The organism is Acinetobacter sp. X9 (assembly GCF_054889255.1).
The window spans coordinates 2,236,826-2,255,057 of the sequence record NZ_CM142679.1 but is presented as its reverse complement, the minus strand read 5'-3'; the positions used below and the strand labels follow the sequence as shown (position 1 = coordinate 2,255,057).

The 18,232-nt window shown below is 38.6% G+C and carries 17 protein-coding genes; 9 read left to right on the top strand and 8 right to left on the bottom strand.

What is annotated here, in order from left to right; translation table 11 throughout:
• Nucleotides 1-2: 2 nt before the first annotated feature.
• Nucleotides 3-431: a hypothetical protein gene (locus tag ACYU0V_RS10765; RefSeq protein WP_039765735.1), complete on the top strand. Its 429-nt coding sequence runs from the start codon at nucleotides 3-5 to the stop codon at nucleotides 429-431.
• Nucleotides 432-526: 95 nt separating this feature from the next.
• Nucleotides 527-748 (top strand): hypothetical protein, encoded by a 222-nt coding sequence (locus tag ACYU0V_RS10760; protein ID WP_002114549.1) that lies wholly within the window; start codon nucleotides 527-529, stop codon nucleotides 746-748.
• 84 nt (nucleotides 749-832) lie between these two features.
• On the opposite strand, the gene surA1 is transcribed toward ACYU0V_RS10760, so the two are convergent.
• The 3 genes from surA1 to ACYU0V_RS10745 all read right to left on the bottom strand — a co-directional run bounded on the left by surA1 (nucleotide 833) and on the right by ACYU0V_RS10745 (nucleotide 2,250).
• Nucleotides 833-1,150, bottom strand: coding sequence for a surface antigen protein 1 (surA1, locus tag ACYU0V_RS10755; protein WP_000132045.1), 318 nt, complete (start codon nucleotides 1,148-1,150; stop codon nucleotides 833-835).
• 115 nt (nucleotides 1,151-1,265) lie between these two features.
• Nucleotides 1,266-1,493: a hypothetical protein gene (locus ACYU0V_RS10750; protein WP_016141364.1), complete on the bottom strand. Its 228-nt coding sequence runs from the start codon at nucleotides 1,491-1,493 to the stop codon at nucleotides 1,266-1,268.
• Between the two features lie 280 nt (nucleotides 1,494-1,773).
• Nucleotides 1,774-2,250 carry a CinA family protein gene (locus ACYU0V_RS10745; RefSeq protein WP_130172812.1) on the bottom strand — a complete coding sequence of 159 codons (477 nt, stop codon included), beginning with the start codon at nucleotides 2,248-2,250 and terminating at the stop codon, nucleotides 1,774-1,776.
• A 317-nt stretch (nucleotides 2,251-2,567) separates the two neighbouring features.
• Between ACYU0V_RS10745 and ACYU0V_RS10740 the strand changes: the two genes are divergently transcribed.
• A complete protein-coding gene (locus ACYU0V_RS10740; RefSeq protein ID WP_461847400.1) occupies nucleotides 2,568-3,986 on the top strand; it encodes an iron-containing redox enzyme family protein in 1,419 nt (472 codons plus the stop codon).
• Nucleotides 3,987-4,027: 41 nt separating this feature from the next.
• Entirely contained in the window at nucleotides 4,028-6,172 is a 2,145-nt protein-coding gene (katE, locus tag ACYU0V_RS10735) for a catalase HPII (RefSeq protein ID WP_461847398.1), read from the top strand.
• 55 nt (nucleotides 6,173-6,227) lie between these two features.
• Here katE and ACYU0V_RS10730 read toward each other — a convergent pair whose 3' ends face one another.
• Both ACYU0V_RS10730 and ACYU0V_RS10725 read right to left on the bottom strand, forming a co-directional pair.
• Nucleotides 6,228-7,106: an SDR family oxidoreductase gene (locus ACYU0V_RS10730; protein WP_461847396.1), complete on the bottom strand. Its 879-nt coding sequence runs from the start codon at nucleotides 7,104-7,106 to the stop codon at nucleotides 6,228-6,230.
• A gap of 139 nt (nucleotides 7,107-7,245) precedes the next feature.
• A complete protein-coding gene (locus ACYU0V_RS10725) occupies nucleotides 7,246-7,647 on the bottom strand; it encodes a DUF6367 family protein (RefSeq protein WP_002114331.1) in 402 nt (133 codons plus the stop codon).
• A 474-nt stretch (nucleotides 7,648-8,121) separates the two neighbouring features.
• On the opposite strand from ACYU0V_RS10725, the gene ACYU0V_RS10720 reads away from it, so the two are divergent.
• The gene (locus tag ACYU0V_RS10720; protein ID WP_461847394.1) at nucleotides 8,122-9,435 is read left to right on the top strand and encodes a KGG domain-containing protein; all 1,314 of its coding nucleotides are present in this window, start codon (nucleotides 8,122-8,124) and stop codon (nucleotides 9,433-9,435) included.
• A 58-nt stretch (nucleotides 9,436-9,493) separates the two neighbouring features.
• Here ACYU0V_RS10720 and ACYU0V_RS10715 read toward each other — a convergent pair whose 3' ends face one another.
• Complete coding sequence (locus tag ACYU0V_RS10715) at nucleotides 9,494-9,727, bottom strand: hypothetical protein (RefSeq protein WP_002114518.1); 234 nt, start codon at nucleotides 9,725-9,727, stop codon at nucleotides 9,494-9,496.
• A gap of 286 nt (nucleotides 9,728-10,013) precedes the next feature.
• Between ACYU0V_RS10715 and ACYU0V_RS10710 the strand changes: the two genes are divergently transcribed.
• Nucleotides 10,014-10,625 carry a LexA family protein gene (locus ACYU0V_RS10710; RefSeq protein ID WP_213688424.1) on the top strand — a complete coding sequence of 204 codons (612 nt, stop codon included), beginning with the start codon at nucleotides 10,014-10,016 and terminating at the stop codon, nucleotides 10,623-10,625.
• A gap of 71 nt (nucleotides 10,626-10,696) precedes the next feature.
• Here the strand turns inward: ACYU0V_RS10710 and ACYU0V_RS10705 are convergent, their stop codons facing one another.
• Nucleotides 10,697-11,308, bottom strand: a complete 612-nt coding sequence (locus ACYU0V_RS10705; protein ID WP_000885232.1) for a LysE family translocator — start codon at nucleotides 11,306-11,308, stop codon at nucleotides 10,697-10,699.
• Nucleotides 11,309-11,464: 156 nt separating this feature from the next.
• Between ACYU0V_RS10705 and ACYU0V_RS10700 the strand changes: the two genes are divergently transcribed.
• On the top strand, nucleotides 11,465-11,920 hold the full coding sequence (locus tag ACYU0V_RS10700; protein WP_000376211.1) for an Lrp/AsnC family transcriptional regulator: 456 nt from the start codon (nucleotides 11,465-11,467) through the stop codon (nucleotides 11,918-11,920).
• Nucleotides 11,921-11,978: 58 nt separating this feature from the next.
• Here ACYU0V_RS10700 and ACYU0V_RS10695 read toward each other — a convergent pair whose 3' ends face one another.
• Nucleotides 11,979-13,595, bottom strand: a complete 1,617-nt coding sequence (locus ACYU0V_RS10695) for a purine-cytosine permease family protein (RefSeq protein ID WP_002114289.1) — start codon at nucleotides 13,593-13,595, stop codon at nucleotides 11,979-11,981.
• Between the two features lie 195 nt (nucleotides 13,596-13,790).
• Here ACYU0V_RS10695 and ACYU0V_RS10690 point away from each other — a divergent pair, with 195 nt between their 5' ends.
• Nucleotides 13,791-17,255, top strand: a complete 3,465-nt coding sequence (locus ACYU0V_RS10690) for a hybrid sensor histidine kinase/response regulator (RefSeq protein WP_461847391.1) — start codon at nucleotides 13,791-13,793, stop codon at nucleotides 17,253-17,255.
• Nucleotides 17,252-18,211, top strand: a complete 960-nt coding sequence (locus tag ACYU0V_RS10685) for a response regulator (protein ID WP_461847389.1) — start codon at nucleotides 17,252-17,254, stop codon at nucleotides 18,209-18,211. The genes ACYU0V_RS10690 and ACYU0V_RS10685 overlap by 4 nt, the downstream gene beginning before the upstream one ends.
• Nucleotides 18,212-18,232: the final 21 nt, after the last annotated feature.

Genomic DNA, 18,232 nt, shown 5'->3' with positions numbered 1-18,232 from the left:
ATATGCCCCAGTATTTAAAAGTAGCTGAGAAAATCTATCAAAATGTTAAGGAAAAAAAGGGGTTTACAGATGACCCTATGGAAGATCTTAACAATTTAATGATTGAGCTCAGACATGAGATTAAGGGGACAAAGCTTAAACTTTTATACAATTATATTGATTTCGCTGAATTGCTGATTAAGCCTCTTCAGGAATCTAAAATTAAATTGGATTTAAGTATTATTCCGAAGAGTAAAAATACGCAAGAATTTGTGTTATGGCTTGCAGGTTTTATTGAGCGTATTACTACAGGTGGCCAAGAAAAGTTACCTCCAATTCGCGATAAAGTTGCATTGCCTGCATATGCTTATGAAGAAACATATCCTGCTCAAGAGACTCCCGTGAATAACGGAGAAGAAATTATTGAATATTTTAAGAAAAACCAAAACTGATATTTTGTTTACGTATGGCTCAAGTCTATTGTTAGGCTTTTGCGTTAAATAAATGGGAAAAACCAGTAACTTCAGTCAAGAAATAAGGTGGTGGTATGTTTGTATATTTTACTGATGGAACTTGCATTAATGATTCTGAAATTTATGGTGTAAAAGCTAAGCAAGAACAAAACAGATATGTCGTAGAAGTTACGATCAAGCCAACACATACACTATCTACAACGCCAGATGTACAATTTAAAAAAGAAATTTTTGATGATCCGCACCAAGCCAATCAATATCTTAGTAATAATTTTAATATGCCGCCGTTTTTCTAATTTATAAATATTTCAAATAATAAAAAAGCTTATTTCCCAGGGCCAATAGGAAATAAGCTATATGCTTTGGACCAATTAAGGATGTTACATGTCATCCCATGCATCTTTAATGGCTTGTTTTGCATGTTCCCATTTTAATCGGGATTCAGCTTTGAGTTCTTCCCACTTTTGTTGCAAGCTACCTTCCATATCTTCAAACTGAGTTCCTTCTTTAGATTCTGAACGGGCACGGTGACCTAGTTCATAAGCAGCAGAAAAATCACGATCATAATCCAGATCTGGCGTAGTTAATTGAGCTTCTTGGTAATAAGGTCGAGTAAGATAACTTTCTCGCCAGCGAGAGTCAGAATAATTATGGTCGCCAGCTACTAGTTGAGCATGGTCTGTATTTTGATCTGTCATCAGTTTTTCCTCATCTCTTATTTAATTTTATGCTTATGTTAAATTTAGGAAGGTGAGGGCACCTTCCTAAATAAAATGAATGACCGCATCAAATGACATTTAAGTCAGCAACGGATTAGCGTTGCTGATTGTTGTTATTTGAGTTTTGTTGGCCTGAATCTTTTTGATTCGAGCCTTGTTGTTGACGGCGGTTGTCATTTTGCTGTTGTTGCTGATTGTTTTGTTGCTGTTGATCGTTTTGCTGTTGGTTGCCTTGTTGCTGCTGGTTATTACGGTTGTCGTTTTGCTGTTGTTGTTGCTGTTGATTATCGCGTTGATTGCTTTGATTATTAGTAGTGCTCATCTTTAATTACCTCATATCATTTATGATGTGTGTTTTATCTGAGAGCTTCAGATAGGTTTATTTAAACATGAAAATTTTCATTGTGTAGTCTTGGGGTGTTACCCTATATTTAAATGTAACTATGAAGATAAAATAAAACCTTGATTTCTATAAAATGTAAATTTAATGAATAAACATAATTAATATGAATGTGGTTAAAATTACATTTAGGTACATTGGAATTAACTAAACACTATGATCATTTCTAAATATGTATTTGTTATTTTTTATGAAGGAGCAGCTATTTTTTATTATCCAATATTACATATTTTATATCTTGCGTAATGTAGTAGAGGAGTTGTCTAAGTTTAAAATATGCTGGCCCTTTAAATATGCGTCTAAAATTATAAAAATTATTTTTATAATAAATACAATAAAAAAAGGTGCCTACAGGTTTTTCTTTATTTTCAGAACCTCCTTTTTTTAATAATCCTGTACACGCAATATAAAGATCGGCATTCAGGAGTTCTTTACCTTTTTTGATCATTTCTACAGTGACTTGCATCGACTCAGGTGTATATTTTTCAATGAGTTCAGGTGAAATATGAAGTGTATTTTCTTTAACACGTAAGTCGTAACTGACTAAGCTCCCAATAAGAATATCACCTGAATAGGGACTCAAAGAAAAGCGGTAAGCTAAATAACCTGCCGAAGCACTTTCAAAAAATGCGATTTTAACTTTTTCTTGTGCTAGTAATTTGCAGCATGAGTTAAACATTTGTATTCTCCTTACAATTGTTTTTAATTTAGTTATAAGATTATTTTTAATTTGTTTTTGTTAAGTTTTTAGTCTTTATAATTTTAAAAGTAACTCAAGTGTAATTAAAATTTATAATTTATATATTTTTTTATAAAAGCAAATATTTAAATTATTCTAAAGTTGAGAATGTAAATTTTTGTTATGTTTTATGTTGTTGAATTTTAATAATTTAAAAATTATATGTTATTTCTTGATAACGTAATATAACAAAGATGGTCTGGGATTATGGTTTTCATAAAGTATGGTGGTTTATATCTCACTAAAGGAGAATAGAAATGCCTGTTGTAGTGAAAAAAAGATTATTAGACCTATTACAAGATAATCAACAGAACTATTACGAATTATTTGTTTTTTTCCTTGATCCTGATATTTCTAGTTTTGAAAAAGAGAAGAAAGCAAGAGATTTTCTTAATGAAGAAATAGATAAAATAGATCAAAAGGAAATTGATTTTCCTGCAACTATAAATACAGTTAAAGAATGGTGTGAAAACGACAATAAACAAAATTGTGAGTTATTTCAGGCTTATCTAAACCGTAGACAAAGTGGGGGTGAGAGAGAGTATTTCCAGAATGTCGGTCAGGCATTTGAATTTTTAATTAAAGTTTCTCCAACTAAAAAAGTAGACGGTGCATGGCTATATAGCTCAGTTCACTACTGGAACGATCCGGTTTTTCATGACCTTATTATTACTTATCTAGAAGAGCTGGGACTCGGTGAGCCGAAAGCAAACCATGTCTGTATCTATGATGATTTGTTACGTAGTCTGGGGCTTGATAGTTTTGATCTGCTTTTAGAAGATGAATACTATCATAATGCCGTGATTCAGCTGGCGCTTGGCTATGCTCCACCAGAGTTCATTCCCGAAATTGTCGGCTTCAATTTAGGTTATGAGCAACTACCGCTGCATCTACTCATCAGTAATTATGAACTTGCTGAACTGGGTATTGATTCTAAATATTTTAATTTGCACATCACTATCGATAACATTGATAACGGACATGCAGATAAAGCAATTAAATTTATAGAAAATATTTATGATAAATACAGAGATAAAGAAGCTTTCTTTAATAAATTAAAACGTGGTTTTGCTCTTAATAATCATGGTGTTTCTTCTTCAAAAATTATTAAAAATTTAAATCTTGAAGATTTAGTCCTTAAAATTTTAAAAAGAAAAGCGCTCGTGGGGCAGCTAATACATAACGAAACTAGACAGTTCGGATGTAAAACCATTAACCAATGGTTATCAAACCCAGAAGACGTTAAAGGCTTGGTTACACATCTTATTGATCACAAATGGATTAAATTTAATACCGACCCTGAGCAGAGTGTGTTCTGGCGGATGATTAATGAAGAAAATGGAAAAATGTTTGGTGTATTTAACCCTGTGGAACGTCAAATTATTCATGACTGGATTGCTGGTACTGATCATTCTTCTAACTACTTGGCCTACAGCAGAGAACTTAAGAATAGCCAGCGTATTCAAGATTATCTGTTTAGCTATATTTCTGATGGTGAACTGGATGCACTCCAAGAGCGTATACGTCAGACACCTGATCTTGCCATAAAAATATGCAAGCTGACTCCGTTTTTGGCCCCAGATTCACACCATAAAAGCATTGGGCTTTGGAGCACACGTAAATATGTCGAGCTCCTTTTTCCATATTTAAGTTCCTTTAACAAAACTAACTCTTGAAGTTTTTAATTCACCCCACGTTTAACTTTAAAACATAGGTAATGAACATGACTGATAATGTTAAATCAACAAATAAAACAAGTGAAATGGCTGGTGCTGACGCTGCAAATAAAGCCAATACTACCCAAAAAACTGAACAATTAGACTCAGTCAGAGACGATGCAACCAATGAAGCATTAACCACAAATCAAGGGGTTAAAATTGCTGATAACCAGAATAGTTTAAGAGCAGGTATTCGCGGTTCGACACTATTAGAAGATTTTATTTTACGAGAAAAGATTACTCATTTTGACCATGAACGTATTCCTGAGCGTATTGTGCATGCACGTGGCGTGGGTGCTCATGGTTACTTTCAGGCTTATGAAGGAAATGAACGCTTAACAAAAGCCGGTTTTTTGACTGACCCAACCATTCAAACTCCAATTTTTGTACGCTTCTCAACAGTGCAGGGACCACGTGGTTCTGCTGATACGGTTCGTGATATTCGTGGTTTTGCCATTAAATTTTATACTCAAGAGGGTAATTTTGATTTAGTCGGCAATAATGCGCCTGTGTTTTTTGTGCAAGATGGGATTAAGTTTCCAGACTTCGTTCATGCTGTAAAACCTGAACCAGATACAGAAATGCCAACAGGAGCATCTGCACACGATACTTTTTGGGATTTTGTGTCTTTAGTACCTGAGTCAGCACACGCGGTGATTTGGGCAATGTCAGACCGTGCTATTCCTCGTAATTTACGCTCAATCCAAGGGTTTGGGGTTCATACATTCCGTCTTATTAATGCCCAAGGTAAATCACATTTTGTGAAATTCCACTGGACACCTAAACAAGGTTTAAGTGCGTTAGTTTGGGATGAAGCTCAAAAGCTTGCTGGTAAAGATCCAGATTTCCACCGTCGGGATCTTTATGAAGCCATTGAAAATGGGGTTTATCCTGAATGGGAACTCGGTGTACAAATTGTTGAAGAAGAAGACGAGATGAACTTTGACTTCGACTTATTGGACCCGACAAAAATTATTCCTGAAGAATTGGTTCCAGTGACACCAATTGGCCGATTTGTTTTAAACAGAAATGTAGATAACTTCTTTGCAGAAACAGAGCAGGTGGCTTTCTGTCCGGGACATATTGTGCCAGGAATTGACTTTACAAACGACCCGCTTCTACAAGCACGTCTATTTTCATATACCGATACACAGTTAAGCCGTTTAGGTGGACCAAACTTCCATCAAATTCCGATCAATAAACCTGTGTGCCCATTCCACAATAATCAACGTGATGGTATTCACCAGCATACGATTCATAAAGGGCAGGCTTCATATCAACCAAACTCAATTGATAATGATTGGCCAGCAGAAACCCCACCTGCTGCTTCAAACGGCGGTTTTGAAAGCTATCCTGAACAGATTAGCGGACAGAAACTTCGTCAAAGAAGCGAGACTTTTTCTGATCATTTTTCACAACCGCGCCTTTACTACAAAAGCCTTGCCCCTCATGAGCAAAAGCATGTGGTCGATGCCTATACTTTTGAATTAAGTAAAGTGCAACGAAAACACATTCGTGAGCGTCAAGTTCAACAAATTTTAGCAAATATTGATCTCGACTTAGCACGACAAGTAGGCGCTAATTTAGGAATTGAAGTGCCTGATTTGACGCTAGATTATAAAAAAACTGCAGTTGAAAAATCGGCTAAATTATCTTTCTTGGCTTTCCCGCCCCAAGATATTCAAGGTCGAAAAGTTGCAGTACTCATCCATAATTTAGTCAAATCTGATGCATTAGAGGCTATGAAAAAATGGGCAATTAAAGAAGGGGTGACTCTTCATTTATTAGCGCCAAGCTTAGCTCCAGTAAAAGATCATCAAGACAGTATTATTACGGCTGATGGAATGCAGATGGCTGAACCGTCAATTGCGTATGATGCAGTGATTATTCCTGATGGCGATAACTTAAATGCCGTGCTGCAAGATGGCGTAGCGCGCCACTATCTATTAGAGGCTTACAAGCATTTAAAACCAATTGCGTTTTTAGGTAATAAATCTGATTTACTTGAACCGTTAGGTTTAGTTCCCGATGAAGGCACTCTAGTTGGAGATGAATTCCAGCCGATTGCTGAAAATTTCAAAAACCTGATTATGGCTCATCGTGTTTGGTCACGAGAACAAATAGCTGCTCAGATACCGGCTTAACAAACAAAAAAGCCCTGAAAGTTTTAACTTTCAGGGCTTTTTTATATCTTAGGGATTAACCATTTACGATTTGACCACCATTTACATGAATGACTTGACCTGTAATGTAACTTGCATCATCTGAGGCAAGGAAAAGATAAGCAGGTGCAACTTCACTTGGTTGTCCCATTCTTCCCATTGGGGTGTCTTTACCAAACTCCTTAACGGTTTCTGCATCGAAACTGCTTGGAATTAATGGTGTCCAGATGGGTCCCGGCGCAACACCATTTACTCGAATTCCTTTTTTCTGCTTCATTAAATTGTTCGATAAGCTACGCGTAAAAGTAGTAATCGCGCCTTTAGTACTTGCATAATCAATAAGCTCATCATGGCCTTGATAGCTGGTAATACTGGTCGTATTAATAATACTGTCGCCTTTTTCCATATAAGAAATGGCTTCTTTAGTAAGATAAAACATTGGGAAAATATTAGTTTTAAAAGTTTTTTCTAATTGCTCATTACTAATGCTTTCAATTTCTTTTTGTTGATATTGCACACCAGCGTTATTCACTAAAATATTAATTTTACCGTAATGTTGTAGAACTTTATCAATATCAAGTTTTGCCACATCTGGATCAGAAATATCACCTTTTAATAAAAGACAATGTTGTCCTTCTCTTTCAACGAGTTGTTTAGTGATTTCAGCATCTTGATCTTCTTCAAGATAAAGGATTGCAATATCGGCACCTTCACGAGCAAACAATACTGCGACAGAACGCCCTATACCGCTATCGCCACCACTAATAACGGCAACTTTACCTTTTAGCTTATCGCTACCTTTATGTGAGCTTTTTATAATCTCAGGTTCAGGATGCATTTTTTCCTGATCGCCTGGTTGATGAGATTGAACTTGTGCGGGGGCAGATGTTGGATACTGGTTTGTTGAGTTTTCCATTTTTAAATACCTCGGTTGTAATATCTAATTTTCATATAGTGAGCTGTTACCGCGTAAATGTGAGTAAAATGAATTTTTTAATAAGTTGTCTTTGTTATTTTATTTATAAGGATGTAAAAAAATATTTTATATTTGAGGGTTAAATAATATCGATTAACTTGATTTTGTTTTTATCAATCATGCTTTCAATAATAGATCTATTTCCTGTATCCTCTAACCAGTTTTCTATCGGTATATTATTAGATAAGTCTAATATTTTTTTAATAATTTCTTTTGCTCCATCTATATTTTCTGAATTTTTATTATTTTTAATAGCTATATTATCTAGCAACAGTTTTATATCTTCATGTTCTATATTTTTTGACTTAATAATATATAAGTCTCTTTGGAAGGGATGACTTGCATGAGGTGGGTCTAATCTATAGCTCCATTCTTTGTCATAGTCCTGCCATGAGTTTTTGGACTTAATATGTCCTAGTAAAATTTCAGGAATGGAAATATGGATATATTGTAGAGCTGACTGTTGATTTTTTAATTGCATAGTTAAGTTACTCAAACCATCTTATTAAAATTAGTTTTAAATATTCATATAAATCTCTCAAGTAAATTAATTCTGAAAATGTAATGATATATGTTGTTGTTTTTTAATTAAAATAATTGTTTGCTTGTTATTTTCTCAATAGACCTGATGTTGTGTTAGTTTACTGTTTTGTACATTTTGAAATTTTTTGTTATCAGTTAAAATATTTTAACTGTGTTTGTAAAAATATATTGTAGTGTGCCCTTAGGTAATAATGAGTATATCCAATATTTAAAGAGTAAAATTATTAATAATTAAAATTTTTAAAATATTTTAAAAATAATATGTTTATAAGAAATTTCATTTTTTGATTGATATACATTTAAAAGGATTGATACATCACTTGGGTGGGAAAATATTATAGATATTCTATTGTTATTAAATCCGTTAACTAAAAGCGGTAGTGACTATAATTAAATATAGGAAGATATAACTATGGCTAATACTAGATATGAAGATGATGATAACAATAGAACAGGTACTTCAAATCGTGGATTTGCAAGTATGGATCCTGAAAGAGTACGAGAAATAGCCAGCAAAGGTGGGCGAGCTGCTCACGCGAGTGGTAATGCACATGAGTTTACCTCTGAAGAAGCTCGTGAAGCTGGCCGAGCAGCCCATGCAAGTGGTAACGCTCATGAATTTACGTCTGAAGAAGCGCGTGAAGCGGGTGCATTAAGCCATAAAAATGATGGCCGTAATGGTCGTGGCCGCGGTCGTGATGATGACGACGATGATGACGATCGCGGTAGCCGCTCAGGTGGTCGAGGCCGAAGCCGTTACGACGACGATGATGATGACGATGATCGCGGTGGTCGTTCAAGCGGACGAGGACGTGGCCGCAGCCGTGATGACGACGATGATGATGACGATCGCGGTGGCCGTTCAGGTGGACGAGGTCGTGGTCGCAGCCGTGATGACGACGATGATGACGATGATCGTGGTGGCCGTTCAGGCGGACGAGGCCGTGGTCGCAGCCGTGATGATGACGACGATGATGATCGCGGAGGCTGCTCAGGTGGTCGAGGCCGAGGTCGCAGCCGTGATGACGATGATGATGATGACGATCGTGGCCGCTCAGGCGGACGAGGTCGTGGCCGCAGTCGTGATGACGACGATGATGATGATCGCGGAGGCCGTTCAGGCGGACGAGGCCGAGGTCGCAGCCGTGATGATGACGATGATGATGATCGTGGTGGCCGTTCAGGCGGACGAGGTCGTGGCCGCAGCCGTGATGACGATGATGATGACGATCGCGGTGGCCGTTCAGGCGGACGAGGCCGTGGCCGCAGCCGTGATGACGATGATGATGACGATCGCGGTGGTCGCTCAGGCGGACGGGGGCGTGGTCGCAGCCGTGATGACGACGATGATGACGATCGTGGCCGTTCAGGCGGACGAGGCCGTGGCCGCAGCCGTGATGACGACGATGATGATGATCGCGGTGGCCGCTCAGGCGGACGAGGTCGTGGTCGCAGCCGTGATGACGATGATGATGACGATCGTGGTGGCCGCTCAGGTGGACGAGGTCGTGGCCGCAGCCGTGATGACGATGATAATGACGATCGTGGCCGCTCAGGCGGACGAGGCCGTGGCCGCAGTCGTGATGACGATGATGATGACGATCGAGGTGGCCGCTCAAGTGGACGAGGTCGTGGCCGTAGCCGTGATGACGACGATGATGATGATGGCCGTGGTCAAAACTCTCGTAATCAAAAACGTGATGCCTACGGACGTTTTACCTCTTAAGCAGAATGTTTTAAAAACAAAGGAGGCTTTTGCCTCCTTTGTTTTTTAGCTTACTTATTTACTGAGGGAGAGGTTGTAGGCCTTTTACAATATCAAGGTATTCAGAACCGTTTAACCAAAAAGATTTTTTCAAAAAAAGTGTCGTCATAATACTTTCGGCTGCTTCGCTATCTGGATTTTCACAAAATAATCCGTAGCTTTCACCTAAAACCGCATCATTTTCAATTAGGCGGATATAGTAAGCATGTTGCTCATTTGCATAACCTAAAACCGCATCACGTTGATTTTTCATTTCGCATGTCTCCATACCAAAAAACTGAATTTAACCAGAATGTTAAGTGTTCAGAATCTCATTTGATAAAAATCAAAAACAGTCAGCGATAACGACTATTCCGAAATAGGTTTTGATTTTCTTCAAATTGCCATTTTGGTTAAAACATCCCTGTTAAAAGCAAAATGGATTAAAATCTGATCATGAGATTTATTGTTATGCAAAAAAAATATTTCGTCAACTTGAAAATGTAACTTTTTCAAGTTACATTGTTTGTGTAGGATTTGAACAGTGGAATGGAGGCAATATGCCAAAGAAAAAAGAGTTCGAGCATGGCGGTGCACGAGAAAATGCCGGACGTAAAGCACAGTTCAATGAACCCACCAAAGTCATTCGTGTTCCCGAGTCTCAAGTTAAATTTATCAAAAATTGGTTACTGAATAATGTCAAAACCAATAACTTGACCGACTTTAACTCAAAACTTAATGTCCAACAGGTTCACCCAAATAACGATAAAATTTACCACATTCCTCTGGCAACTGAACGTGTTGCGGCAGGTTTTCCTTCACCTGCGCAAGATGATATTGAGCAAGCACTCGATTTAAATGAATATTTAATTAGAAATGAAAATGCCACGTTTATTGTTAAAGCCAACTCTTTATCCATGTTAGATGCTGGAATTGATATTAATGATCCGCTTATTGTGGACCGTAGCATTCCCGCTAAATCAGGTGATATTGTGATTGCACTCATCGACAATGATTTTACTGTGAAGCGCTTAATGATTGATAGTCAATTTCATCCACCTAAAGTTTGGCTGAAAGCAGAGAACCCTGATTATCAGAATATTTATATTGAAGAGGGGCAAGAACTGGTGATTTGGGGAGTGGTGACTTATAACCTCAAACGAATGAGATAATTTTTTCTCATATTTTGTTATTCAAGTTACTGACCTGAAATGGAGACCAGTAACTTTTGCTGAATGACTTTTTAAATTTGCCCAATCAATAAACATGTAGCGATAACAACCATCAAACCACCTGAAAAACGACCAACTAACTGTGCTGCTTGTGGTCTGGTTTTTAAAATAGCCTCTGAACCATAACCCACCATTAAGTAAATTATCGCGCAGCTAATCATGTGAACAACACCAAAGGCAAGAATTTGTGTTGTTACTGACCATGAAGCAGTAGTATCAATAAACTGAGGAAGCAGGGCTAAAAAGAGTAAAAAAACTTTCGGGTTTAATCCACTCACGTAAACGCCTTTGGTTGCCCAGCTCAACCATGACTGAGCTTTTTCAGAACCAGATTCGTTCGGAGTAGGAGGGGTAAGTAATAAATTTATACCCATCCATAACAAATAAGCAGAACCCGCAACAGTAAGAATCATTAGAGCAGTTGGATTATTTGCTACAAGCAGACCAACACCAGCCGCTACCAATAAAATCGTAATAAAGTGTCCAAATAGCATACCTGCGACGGCGGGTACGACGACTTTGCCTTTAATCCCTGCTGAAATGGCATAGGCCCAGTCTGCCCCTGGCGTAATAATAAAAAGAATGGAGACACTCCAAAATGCAATAAAAATGTTAAAAGCCATATGCTTATCTCAGCAAACTATTTTCCAAAGGTTTCGCTCGTGGTTTAGAAAAAATCCCTATTTATTCGAGCTTGTTGAAAATAATATGCTCATGTATTTAGAATGTGCTTTTAAATGTTTGCTCATATCACACTCATTTGGGGTAAATTTTTCTAAATGGATCGCACAGATAAAAAGATTCTTGCTGAATTGCAATTAAATGGCCGATTATCTATTACTGAATTGGCAGAAAAAGTCGGTTTGAGCATTTCACCTTGTCATAGACGAGTAAAGGCTTTAGAAGAGTCAGGAGCTATCAAAGGTTATCGGGCAGAACTCGACCCAAACTTAGTGGGATTTGAATTTTCAGCGATTGTTTTTATTACGCTTAAAGAGGGCGATAAACAGGCAGTCGAGAAGTTTGAAAATGCCGTGATTGACATCCCGCAAATTATTCAGGCACAGCGTTTGTTTGGTGAGCCAGATTATTTACTACATGTGGTGGCTAAAGATTTACCTGCTTTTCAGCGTTTGTACGATGAAAAATTATCTGCTATTCCAAGTGTGCAACGACTCATCTCAACCATTGTGATGAAAGATGTAGTGCCTGAACGTTTATTCCCGATTGGCTAAGAATCATCAGATATAAAAAAAGAAGCTTTAAAGCTTCTTTTTTTAGTTTTAAGAATATTTAAGCATCGAGTGTTTTACACAAAGAACAGATCGTACCGTTATGTTTGTGAGAGAACATAATATCTGGACGCTCATAGCCTTGCTCACATACGCGGCAGTGATAGACGGTAGCAACAGGAGTGCCTTCAGCATCATAACGTGGTTCTTTAATACCGTCATCGTGTGACTTGATGTAGTATTTTCCTTTGGTTAGTAAGCCCATGATGGGTGTTAATACAAAAGCAAGCACAAGTGCGATAAGCGGTGAGTAAGGTGCCAAGAAACTACCGAGTAAGCCGAAGAATGCTGCAATCGATAAGCCTGCTGATACAAGGAATGCAACCATACCGACAGGGTTTACGTTGTATAGCATATCACGGCGGTATTCCGGCTCTTTAGGTGAAAGTTTTAAAACATATTTGTTGATTGAAATGTCTGTTGCAACAACTACAACCCATGCAATTGCAAAGTTTGAATAGAATCCTAAGATTTTACCCAGTACCGCAAACATATTGCCTTCCATCAAAGCAAGTGCAATTGCCAAGTTCACCATTACAAAGACAATACGGCCCGGATAATGTTTGCTTATACGTGTGTAGGCACTTGTCCATGCAAGGGAACCAGAGTAAGCATTGGTCACATTAATTTTAATTTGAGAAATAACCACCAAAATCACTGCAAGTGTTAAAGCAGCCCAACCCGGAAGCATGTCATGAAACGCCGCATTAAACTGTTGAACAGGTTCAGTACTGTTTACGCCCGGTATTTTAGTAAGTAAATAGAAACCTAAAAATGCCCCAATAATTTGTTTAATTGCCCCTAAAATCACCCAACCCGGACCCGCTGAAATAACCGCAGCCCACCATGCTTTGCTATTTTCTTTTGTTTTAGCAGGCATGAAACGTAAGTAATCAATTTGCTCACCAATTTGCATGATGAGAGATAAACAAATACCAGCACCCAACATGATTGCAGCCATGTCTACAGTTGCAAAACCTTCGTTACCTGTGAAAGTTGCAAACTGGCTGACTAAGGTAGGTTCTTGATAAATCAGATAGGCCACAGGACCAATCATCAGAACCAGCCAAAGCGGGGTAGTCCAGACTTGTAATTTACTTAAGGCTTTCATGCCGTAAATTACCAGCGGTATGACCATAACGGTTGAGATGAGATAACCTGCCCAAAGCGGAATACCTAAACCGAGCAATAACCCTTGCGCCATGATTGAACCTTCAAGGGCAAAGAAAATAAAGGTAAAACTGGCGAAAATGATACTGGTCAGGACTGAACCGATATAACCGAAACCTGCACCGCGGGTAATCAAGTCAAGATCGATGTTATAGCGCGCTGCGTAGTAGGCTAAAGGAATGCCTGTTAAGAAGATAATAATCGCTGCAAATAAAATGGAGAAAACAGCATTGGTTGTTCCGTAAGACATACCAATACTGGCGCCAATAGAAAAGTCAGCAAGATAGGCAATACCACCAAGTGCAGTAATAGCGACAACTTTGGGACTCCAGCGCCGAAAGCTATGTGGAGCATAACGTAAAGTATAATCTTCTAAGGTTTCATTCACTGCTTTTTGTGAATCTGTACCTTGCACAGTGTCCAGATTTGGATGTTCAGATACACTCATAACATCAATCTCCCAATCAGTTTCGGTCAATCAACACAAATATTGATCATTGTTTTTTGATGGATTTGAGTGTGTGATTTTTGGGAAAAATTGAAAATACGTTATTTTGCGTATATGTGCGTATTCGAGAAAATCGCCATGATAATTGACTTTTGGCATAAGGATTGCTGGGTTTAATGCAGTCACAAGCCAAACATGAGTGTTATGCCAGATTCTTCACGCCCCCAACAAGCCCCACAACGTGTGATCAAAACACGCCGTGAATATAATATTTGGGTGGCAGATGAAAGTATTGAAGATTATGCGCTCCGCTATGCACCCACCTCTGTACGTAAGTGGTCACCTTGGACTGTGACCAACACCGCAATTTCGACCGTTAGCTTTTTGGCGATGGAAGCCATTGGGGCGACTATGCTTTGGCAGTATGGCTTTAGCAATGCAGTATGGGCAGCAATAGTCGTATGTACCATTATATTTTTAACCAGTTGGCCGATTAGTTATTACGCTGCAAAATATAATGTAGACGTCGATTTGCTTACTCGTGGTGCAGGTTTTGGCTACATTGGCTCGACCATTACATCTCTGATTTATGCCAGCTTTACCTTTATTTTGCTTGCGTTTGAAGCCGCAATTATGGCGATGGCACTTGAGCTGGCTTTAGGTATTCCACAAGTCATTGGTTACTTAATTTCGGCATTAGTGATTTTGCCTTTAGTGGTCAAAGGTATTGGTTTTATTAATAAAGTTCAGGCAATCACACAGCCAATCTGGCTCTTATTGCTGTTATTACCGTGGTTTTTTGTACTTTGGAAACAACCACAAATTTTAAGTAGTAGTCTGCATTTTGTTGGTGCGGTTTCAAACTCGACTGATTTTAATCTGTATTACTTTGGTGCGGCGTGCACTCTCATTTTTTCATTTGTGATCCAAATTGGTGAGCAAGCCGACTATTTACGTTTTTTACCCCAACAAGAAAAGAACAGAACTGCATGGCGTTTTGCTGTTTTTTTAGGGGGGCCATCTTGGATTATTTTTGGATTTCTAAAAGTTTTGATGGGCATGCTGCTGATGGTGTTGGCTTTTCAGTTGTTTATTCCTGTCTCTGAACTAGATAATCCGACTTATTTATATTGGGTTGCCTATCAACAATTTATTCCAAACCCTCAGCTAGCGTTAATATTGACTTTAGCACTGGTTTGCTTGGCGCAAATTAAAATTAATATGACTAATGCCTACGCTGGCTCACTGGCATGGTCAAACTTTTTTGCGCGCTTAACTCATAGCCATCCGGGGCGAATTGTCTGGCTTCTTTTTAACGTTTTTATTGCCATTGTTTTGATGGAAATGGGGATTAGCCATGCAGTTGAACGCATTTTGGGGCTATATAGCAATATCGCTTTGGCATGGATTGGTGCCGTTGTTGCCGATTTAATTATCTGTAAGCCTTTAGGCTTAAGCCCAAAGGGAATTGAATTTCGCCGTGCTTATTTATATGACATCAATCCCGTAGGTGTAGGCGCGCTACTCATCGCTTCAGTGTTATCGATGCTGAGCTATTTGGGCTTTTTCGGACTCATGGCGAAAGGCTTGGCGAGTTTTATTGCTTTGGGGAGTGCGGTGTTATGCGTTCCTATTATTGCTTACTTAACCAAAGGCAAATATTACATTGCACGCCAGCCTGAAAAAATTCAGGCAACTTCAGTTGCTAACTGTGTAGTGTGTGAAAGGGACTATGAACTTGCTGATATGGCTGGCTGTCCAGCCTATAACGGTACGATTTGCTCTTTATGCTGCTCACTTGAAGCACGCTGTCACGACTTATGTAAACCTGATGCACGTTGGTCAGTACAGCTCAAAAAAGCCATTTGGCACTATTTACCAGAACGCTGGGCCAGCCGTTTAAATAGCAGGGTCAGTTTGTATCTATTGCTGACTCTAGGGCTGTCGATCGTTTTGGCAGTAAGTTTGAGTCTGGTTTATATCCAAGAAAAAACCTATTTAGAAACAATCAATGCGGCAGCCGTTCCGCAGTTATTTACACTGTTTGTCAAAATTTACACCATTTTATTTTTATTGATGAGCGTTGCTGCATGGTGGCTCGTATTAAACGATGAAAGCCGTCGTAATGCCGAAATCGAAACGCATCAGCAAACAGCATTATTGATTGATGAAATTGCTGCCCATGAAGTCACTTCAAAAGACCTGCAAGATGCCAGAATTTCAGCAGAACGGGCAAATGATGCAAAAAGCCGTTATGTCATTGGCATTAGTCACGAACTAAGAACGCCTCTAAATAGTATTTTAGGCTATAGCCAATTACTTCAAAAACAAGAGCAGCTTTCAGAACAAGGCAAAATGGCGCTCGGTGTGATTAGCCGTAGTGGGCAGCATTTAACTTCACTGATTGACGGTTTACTAGATTTAGCGCGAATTGAAACAGGCAAGATTTCTTTAAATGTAGTGGACGTTCATTTCCCAAATTTTATTGAACAAATTATTCAAATGTTTCAGCCACAGTTTGAACAGAAGAATTTACAGTTTGTTTATGAAATTGGAGATAACCTGCCGCACTATGTTCGTACCGACAAAAAACGCTTAGAACAGATACTTATTAACTTACTAGGCAATGCTTTAAAGTTTACAACGAGCGGCACAATTACTTTGAAAGTCGAGTACCGATTTCAAACAGCATATTTTGAAATTAGAGATACGGGCTGTGGTATTGCCGAGGCAGATTTAGAACGAATTTTTAACCCGTTTGAACGGGGCAGCAATGTAGTGCAAGGTGGATTTACCGGAACAGGGCTAGGCCTACCCATTGTAAAATTGTTGGTCGATTTACTCGGTGGACAGCTATCTGTGACTAGTCAGCTCAATCAGGGGTCACAATTTAAGATTAAGTTTTACTTACCTTCAAAAGAAGTGGTTCATCCAATTTCTAATGTTTACTCCAACCAAATTACTGGTTATCAAGGCGAACGAAAACGAATTTTAGTTGTCGATAATGAAGCGGTGGACCGAGGTTTAGTCGCTAATTTTCTAAAACCTTTGGGATTTATGATTGAAGAAGCCGAGTCGGGCATTGATTGTTTAAGACGTGTACCTATTTTCCAACCTAATCTGATCTTGATGGATTTAAATATGCCTTTGATGGGCGGTTGGGAAACTGCGCGATTATTGCGTCAGAATAATATTACCAATGTGCCGATCTTAATTATTTCAGCGAATGCAGGCGAGCGTGAAGTCAATCCACAAGACGCCGTCTTAAGTGAAGACTTTATGTTAAAACCAATCGATCTTAATTTGTTGCTGAGTAAAATTGGAGACAAGTTAGGCTTGGTATGGATTGATTCCAAATCAGATGCACACCTTGAAAATAATGAAGTTCAAGCACTTGATGTAAAGGTGTTAAAACAAGAGCAAGCCACTGTCCATACATCAATTACACAACCTGAAAAGAATGATCTGCTCGATTTGCCCCAAAGCTTGCAGCATTTAAATGATTTAATTGGACAGGGTTATATTCGCGGAATTCAACAGACTTTAATGCAATGCCGTCAAAATTTTCCGGAGCATGATGAGTTATGGGAACAGCTTGAAGAGGCGATTCAAAAGTTTGATTTAAAACACGCGCAACGATTAATTCAGGATAAGCAATGAGTACGCAACATGTTTCTTTTCAGCAAGCTTCACCAAATGAGCAAGCTGTTATTCTGATTGTGGATGATGTGCCAGAAAATTTAGGATTGCTACATGAAAGTCTGGACCAGGCAGGTTATCGCGTGCTTGTCACAACCGATGGGTTAAGTGCTATTGAAATAGCACACCGATGCTTACCAGATATGATTTTACTTGATGGCAATATGCCACATATGGATGGTTTTGAAAGTTGTATACAACTTAAAGCGAGCCCAATTACACAGTTTATTCCCGTCATTTTTATGACAGGCTTGTCGGAAACAGAGCATATAGTGCGAGGTTTTCAGGTCGGTGGGGTGGACTATGTAACCAAGCCTTTGAATATTGAAGAAGTACTAGCAAGGGTAAAAACACATTTGGCACATGCCAAACTATTGCAGCAACAGAAACAGGTGATTGATGCGACGGAAACAGCCATTCTTGCGCTAGATGTTCAAGGTGAAATTGTTTGGAAAACCCAAAAAGCCAGTGATTTACTGAATCAATATTTACCTGAATTAGAGGGCTTTGAAGCAGGCTTAAAAGCTTGGTTTTCAGACTTAGAAAATGAAAAAGACCCTAAAAAATTAACCAGCTGTTCTTATTCGACACCATCTCAGCAATTACAGCTTTTATTGCTTACGCCGTGGGAAAGTGACTCAAGCGTAGCAAAAAATTATCTGATACAGATTAAGACTTCTACGCCAGCTCTGGAAATGGCTGATATTTTGAAATATTGCCCACAGTTGACTCAACGTGAGGCAGAAGTCATGCACTGGTTATTGTTAGGGAAAACCAATAAAGATATTGCAGAAATATTGGAGCTTAGCCCACGGACCGTGAACAAGCATTTAGAACATATTTTTGAAAAACTTTGCGTTGAAAATCGAACTGCTGCCGTGGCGCACATTAATAGTTTGGTGCAAGAGTTTCACTAATTTAATTGACGATTGTATTTA